Below are 6,268 nucleotides of genomic sequence, written 5' to 3' on the forward strand. Positions count from 1 at the left end.
CGGGAAAACGCTTCGAGCTGATCGCCAAGCCCGCTCAACCGGGCAAGCCGCTCTTCAACGTCAAAGAAACCAGACTGCTTCATGATCCATACCCCAATCAACTCGGGAGAAATGGAATCACAAAGGAAGCCTCAAAACCAGAGAGTTTTTCGAACCCTCCATGTGTCCAAAAAAATGGGGACCACCTCTGTCTCGGGGGCATGTCCCCGAGACCCTTGTCATCCCATCAACCCCAAGCCATAAAAAACAGGAACTTTCCTTTTGAGTGGATACAAAAAAGGGGGGCACATCAAAGCGCATCGCACATCACGATATTCCTCAAGGAGAGCGCCATTGGACACATTATCTGATCCCAATCCGGTTTCGGCCATGCTTTCGCGCAGGCGGCTTCTGGCCCTTTCCGGAGCCTGCCTGACAGCCGTCGCCATAGGCGACGGCAAAAAAGGTTCTGCTCAAGAAATAGTGTCTTCAAATCGTGATGGCATTTCCGATTTCATGCAGCTTTCCGCCTTTGCAACTGGTCATAAAAACTTGGATCTCGGCATTGGATCTGCCCTTTTTCTGGCTTTCGAGGCGCAGAAACACGATTTCCCCGCTCAGGTCGCCGCTCTTCGCGAGCGCATCGCCAAAAACGGATATCCGGATGTCGAAGCGCTGGAGGCAGCCCTCACCGGTGACCCTCTGCACGCCACGCTCCTCCAGATTATCCGCGGCTGGTACTCAGGCGTCATTGAAAGCGGGACGAATGCCAAGGTTTACGCCTTCGAAAAAGCGCTGATGTACCAGACATCCAGCGATGTCGTCGTCATCCCGACCTATGCCCATAACGGGCCGAATTACTGGGTTGCAGAGCCCGCTTCCGTCGCTGTCATGCCGGAATTCTAAGGGAATTATCTCAGTGATCATGCGATATTTTCGTCCCCTGTCCGGCACGGCCCTGACGACTGTCTTCCTTCTCGCCGGAACGTCCGCCCTAGCACAACCGACAGAGCCGACACCCGCCTCAGCCCATCGTCTTTCCATCAGTCGCGGTCACTATATCGCGATCGCAGCGGACTGTGCGGCCTGTCATACAAACGGACGCGACGGTCAGTTTCTGGCTGGCGGTTATGCCATTTCCTCTCCCATGGGAAATATTTACTCCACAAATATTACGCCATCGAAAACATACGGTATCGGGAACTATACTCTCGAGCAGTTCTCGCAGGCCCTGAGACACGGCATCCGCGCCGATGGAGCCCAGCTTTATCCAGCCATGCCGTATGACGCCTATAACCGCCTGACGGATGAAGACGTCAAATCGCTCTACGCTTACATCATGAATGAAGTGAAGCCCGTAGACGCCCCGTCGCCCAAAACGCAGCTTCCCTTCCCGTTTTCCATCCGCGCATCTCTGGGGATCTGGAAAATTGCCGCACGGATCGAAGGCAAGCCTTATGTCTTCGACCACACCCATAACGACGACTGGAACCGCGGCCGTTATCTGGTCGATGAACTGGCCCATTGCGGCGAATGCCACACACCTCGCAATTTTCTCCTCGCGCCGGACCAGTCGGCCTATCTCGCCGGTGCGGACATAGGCTCCTGGCGTGCACCAAATATTACCAATGATCCCCAAAGTGGCATTGGCGGCTGGTCCGATCAGGACCTCTATCAGTATCTGAAAACCGGCCAGACGGCGCATGCCCGTGCTGCAGGACCAATGGCCGAGGCGGTCGAGCACAGCCTGCAATATCTGCCGGATGCGGATATTTCGGCAATCGTGACCTATCTCCGTTCCGTTCCGCCCAAGGTCGAGGCAGGAGAAACCGTCGCCAATTTCGCACATTCCGGCCGTCCGTCCAGCTACAGCGTGGCGGACGCCAATGCGCGCCGAAACAACAGCACCCTGGCCAAAACCACGGACGGCGCAGCCCTCTATGAAGCGGTTTGCGCGAGTTGCCATCAATCCAACGGCAAAGGATCGCCCGATGGATATTATCCTTCTCTCGTAGGGAACACGACGACGGGGCAACGCAATCCGAACGACCTGATCGCCAGCATTCTGTATGGCGTGGACCGTACGACAGAAAATCACGAAATACTGATGCCCGCTTTCGGCCCAGGCTCTCTGGTTCAGCCGCTGACGGATGAACAGATCGCGACAATCGCAGATTACGTTCTGAGCCACTTTGGTAACGCACAGGCTACCGTTTCAGCAGAGGCTGTCAAACAGGTCCGCATGGGCGGCAAACAGGTTCCGCTCGCCCAGATCGCAAATCCGGGCGTGATGCTCCTGCTCGGGGCCGGTGGCGTCCTTGGGGTCATCATCGTGGTGGGTGGCATCTGGTGGCTGGTCAGCCGTCGCAAACAGCGTGTCGCTCAATAGAATTCAAGGATCATATCATGTCTGGTGAAACGCTTTCGGCTGATGTCGTCATCATTGGAGCAGGAATCTGCGGCTCCCTGCTCGCCCATAAACTCGTCCGCAACGGGCTTTCCGTTCTGCTGCTGGATGCCGGTCCGCGCCGTGACCGCTCCCAGATCGTAGAGAACTGGCGGAACATGCCGCCCGACAATAAATCCCAGTACGATTACGCAACGCCTTATCCCAGCGTTCCGTGGGCGCCACATACCAACTATTTTCCGGACAACAATTACCTGATCGTCAAGGGACCGGACCAGACAGCCTACAAACAAGGCATCATCAAAGGCGTTGGCGGAACGACGTGGCACTGGGCCGCATCAAGCTGGCGCTACCTACCCAATGATTTCAAACTGCATTCCACTTATGGCGTCGGACGCGACTACGCCATGAGCTATGATGAACTCGAACCCTATTATTATGAGGCCGAGTGCGAAATGGGCGTCATGGGGCCAAATGATGAAGAAATCATACCCTCAGCACCCCGCAAAAACCCCTGGCCCATGACCTCCATGCCTTATGGCTATGGAGACCGCACCTTTACCGAGGTGGTCAGCAAGCTCGGCTTTTCAAACACGCCCGTTCCACAGGCCCGCAACAGCCGGCCCTATGACGGCCGCCCCCAGTGCTGCGGCAACAACAACTGCATGCCAATCTGCCCGATTGGCGCGATGTATAATGGCGTCTATGCCGCACTGAAGGCCGAAAAGCTCGGCGCAAAAATCATTCCGAACGCCGTCGTCTATGCGATGGAAACGGACGCGAAAAACAAGATCACCGCCATCCGCTTCTACGATCCCGAAAAACAGTCCCATCGTGTCGTTGCAAAAACATTCGTCGTCGCAGCCAACGGAATCGAAACCCCGAAACTGCTGCTTCTCGCCGCAAACGACCGCAATCCTAACGGCATTGCAAACTCGTCCGACCTCGTCGGTCGGAACATGATGGACCATCCCGGTATCGGCATGAGCTTCCAGTCCGCAGAACCCATCTGGGCTGGTGGCGGATCGGTCCAGATGAGCTCGATTACCAACTTTCGGGACGGCGACTTCCGTTCGGAATACGCCGCCACACAGATTGGTTACAACAATACGGCCCAGAATTCCCGCGCCGGCATGAAGGCCCTGTCCATGGGGCTGGTGGGCAAGAAGCTGGATGAGGAAATCCGCCGCCGCACGGCGCATGGCGTGGACATCTATGCCAATCATGAAGTCCTGCCCGATCCGAACAACCGCCTCGTTCTTTCAAAGGACCACAAGGACGCCCTAGGCATTCCACACCCCGAAGTGACTTATGATGTGGGCGAATATGTGCGTAAATCGGCCGTCATTTCCCGGCAGCGTCTCATGGACATTGCCAAGGCCCTTGGGGGAACGGAAATCGAGATGAGCCCGTACTTCACTCCCAACAATCATATTACCGGGGGCACCATCATGGGCCATGACCCACGCGATTCCGTCGTGGACAAGTGGCTCAGAACCCACGATCACGCCAATCTGTTTCTTGCAACAGGTGCCACAATGGCCGCCTCGGGAACGGTGAATTCGACTTTGACAATGGCCGCGCTCTCACTGCGCGCCGCAGACGCCATTCTCAATGATCTGAAACAGGGATAGGTCTTTTGAAAACAATGTCTAAACGCCGGAGCACGGGCGCCATCCTCAGTCTTCTCATCGCCGCAACAGGCCTTACGGGGTTTGCCTCAGCGAAGGATCTGACAGTGAATCTGACAACTTCCAATATCCTGATCGAACAGGCCAAAAAACTGGCAGCCGCCAGTCATAACTGCGTCGCCATTGCCATTGTCGATGCAGGCGGGAATCTGGTGTCCTTCCAGAAAATGGACGGCACACAGCTCGGCAGCATCGAACTGGCCATCCGCAAGGCCAAGACAGCCCTGTCTTTCGCCCGACCGACCGCGGACATGGAACATGCCCTCAATAGCGGGAACTATATGATCAGTACGCTGCCCAACGCTCTTCCCGCAGGCGGCGGATATCCGATCATGGTGAACAACGAACTCGTGGGCGCCCTTGGTCTGAGCGGCGGTGAGGGCGATACCGACGCCCATCTCGCCCAGTCCACAGTCACCACCTTCCTGCAGGCTTCAAAGGCAAAGAGCACTGAATGAAAACCCGACGTCTCCTGCACAGGAAAAAACTCGCCGGGTTTTTCCTGTGCGCGGTCCTGGGGATCGTTGGCCCCGGCCGTCAGGCACTCGCACAGAGCGAGACCTCCCATAACCTTACGACACCTGACTCATACAAAGCCCGCGCCTTTGCGATGGAAGGCGTGGGCACCTTCGCGGTTGGCCCGCTCGTCCCGTCGCTGTACGGCAACCCTCACCTGTTCGGAGACTGGGGCGGCGCCCAGACATGGCTGACAAAGCACGGCATGTATCTCAATGTCGCGCTCAACGAAGAATACATGGGCAATGTCACCGGCGGCCGCACAAAAGACAACGTGCTGGCCGGTCAGGTGGCGGCCGAACTGGATGTGGACTGGCAGCAGCTTGCAGGCGTCAAGGGACTGTGGACCCATCTCCTCGTGATTAACGGACACGGGCGCAGCTTCAGCCATACACTGGGTGATTCAGTTACAAATCCAGAACAGATTTATGGTGGACGTGGTAACGTCGTCGCACATCTTGTCGCGATGTATGCGGATAAATCTTTCCTGAACGACCGCATCATCCTGTCCCTTGGCGATATTCCGACAGGCAGTTTCTTCGCCTTTGATTACGTCGCCTGCTCCTTCATGAACGTTTCGGTATGCAGTAACTTCGCTCCCGGAAAATATGTTCCCGGTGGGCGCGACTGGCCATCAGGCAACCTGGGTGGCGTACTGCGTCTGCGCCCCACAGAGCAGACCTACATCATGGCTGGCGTCTTCGCGGTCTCTCCTCACAGCTACAATGGTGGCATTTCGGGCTGGGCCATGGCCCAGAGCGGGCTCGGGAAAGTCTCGTCGCAGATCGAAATCGGCTGGATGCCCTCTTTCGGCAAAGACAAACTGCGCGGCAATTACAAGATCGGCGCTTGGTACGATAATTCGCGCTATCCGAACCTTTATGAAGACATCCACGGCAACTCCTTTCAGGCTACGGGACTGGACCGGCGCTATGAAGCCGGGATGACCTCAGCCTGGTTCATGTTCGACCAGATGCTGGTCCGCAACGGACCGGGCGTGACGGATGGGCTGATTGTGATTGGTGGCGTCGGATATGCGCAGGGCAATCTCGTTGCCATGCGCGACCACGAATGGATCGGCGTCGTCGAGAGCGGAACTCCATGGCATCGAAGCGGCGATCAGGCCGGTATTATGTTCCAGCACATGGACATGAGCCATACCGTGACCCTTCAGCAGAAATCGTCACTGGCGCTCGGACTGCCCTATCTGGCCAATCAGTGGGGCCCTGTTTACGGGGTGCAGCACTGGGAAAATGTCTATGAGGCGTTCTACAGCACCCACATCATGCGAGGCACAACCTTACAGGCTGATTTCCAATATCTTCAGCACCCAGGGGCCACGACAACCTTCAAGGACGCCGCCGTCATCGGCGGACAGTTAACGTCGAATTTTTGAAACAAAGGATCTGGAGGGATCGAAAAACCTTTGGCTGACTGTTCTTGGGCCTGATTTCAGGTTTTTGCCATGTTGATTTCTGGTTTCTTATCCTGATTTTCGCTCTGCGTTTTGAGCAGAGCGAGGGTTTCGTGCTCCACCTCAGCTACGCGGCGGCGTTTATCCGCTTCCTCTTCCTGGAGCGGATAAACGCCGCCGCGTAGCTGATACCAACCGTTTCTTGATCAGACTCACGGGGTACCCATTGGGCTAAAAATGTGATTCACAGGATGCTGATCA

6 protein-coding genes are annotated in these 6,268 nt (G+C 56.3%); all 6 read left to right on the forward strand.

Annotated elements, in window-relative coordinates; genetic code table 11:
• Positions 1-350 (forward strand): hypothetical protein (locus LOC54_RS10845; protein WP_279313832.1); only part of this gene is annotated, 350 nt, incomplete at its 5' end.
• Complete coding sequence (locus tag LOC54_RS10850) at positions 334-885, forward strand: sorbitol dehydrogenase family protein (protein WP_279313828.1); 552 nt, start codon at positions 334-336, stop codon at positions 883-885. The genes LOC54_RS10845 and LOC54_RS10850, both read left to right, overlap by 17 nt.
• Before the next feature lie 19 nt (positions 886-904).
• A complete protein-coding gene (locus LOC54_RS10855) occupies positions 905-2,368 on the forward strand; it encodes a cytochrome c (protein ID WP_279313829.1) in 1,464 nt (487 codons plus the stop codon).
• A 17-nt stretch (positions 2,369-2,385) separates the two neighbouring features.
• Positions 2,386-4,020 (forward strand): GMC family oxidoreductase, encoded by a 1,635-nt coding sequence (locus LOC54_RS10860; protein WP_249194310.1) that lies wholly within the window; start codon positions 2,386-2,388, stop codon positions 4,018-4,020.
• A gap of 14 nt (positions 4,021-4,034) precedes the next feature.
• Positions 4,035-4,535, forward strand: a complete 501-nt coding sequence (locus LOC54_RS10865) for a heme-binding protein (protein WP_279313831.1) — start codon at positions 4,035-4,037, stop codon at positions 4,533-4,535.
• Positions 4,532-5,989, forward strand: a complete 1,458-nt coding sequence (locus LOC54_RS10870) for a carbohydrate porin (RefSeq protein ID WP_279313830.1) — start codon at positions 4,532-4,534, stop codon at positions 5,987-5,989. Before LOC54_RS10865 ends, LOC54_RS10870 begins: the two co-directional genes overlap by 4 nt.
• Positions 5,990-6,268 lie beyond the last annotated feature (279 nt).

The organism is Acetobacter sp. AN02 (assembly GCF_029759835.1).
Classification (GTDB): Bacteria; Pseudomonadota; Alphaproteobacteria; order Acetobacterales; family Acetobacteraceae; genus Acetobacter.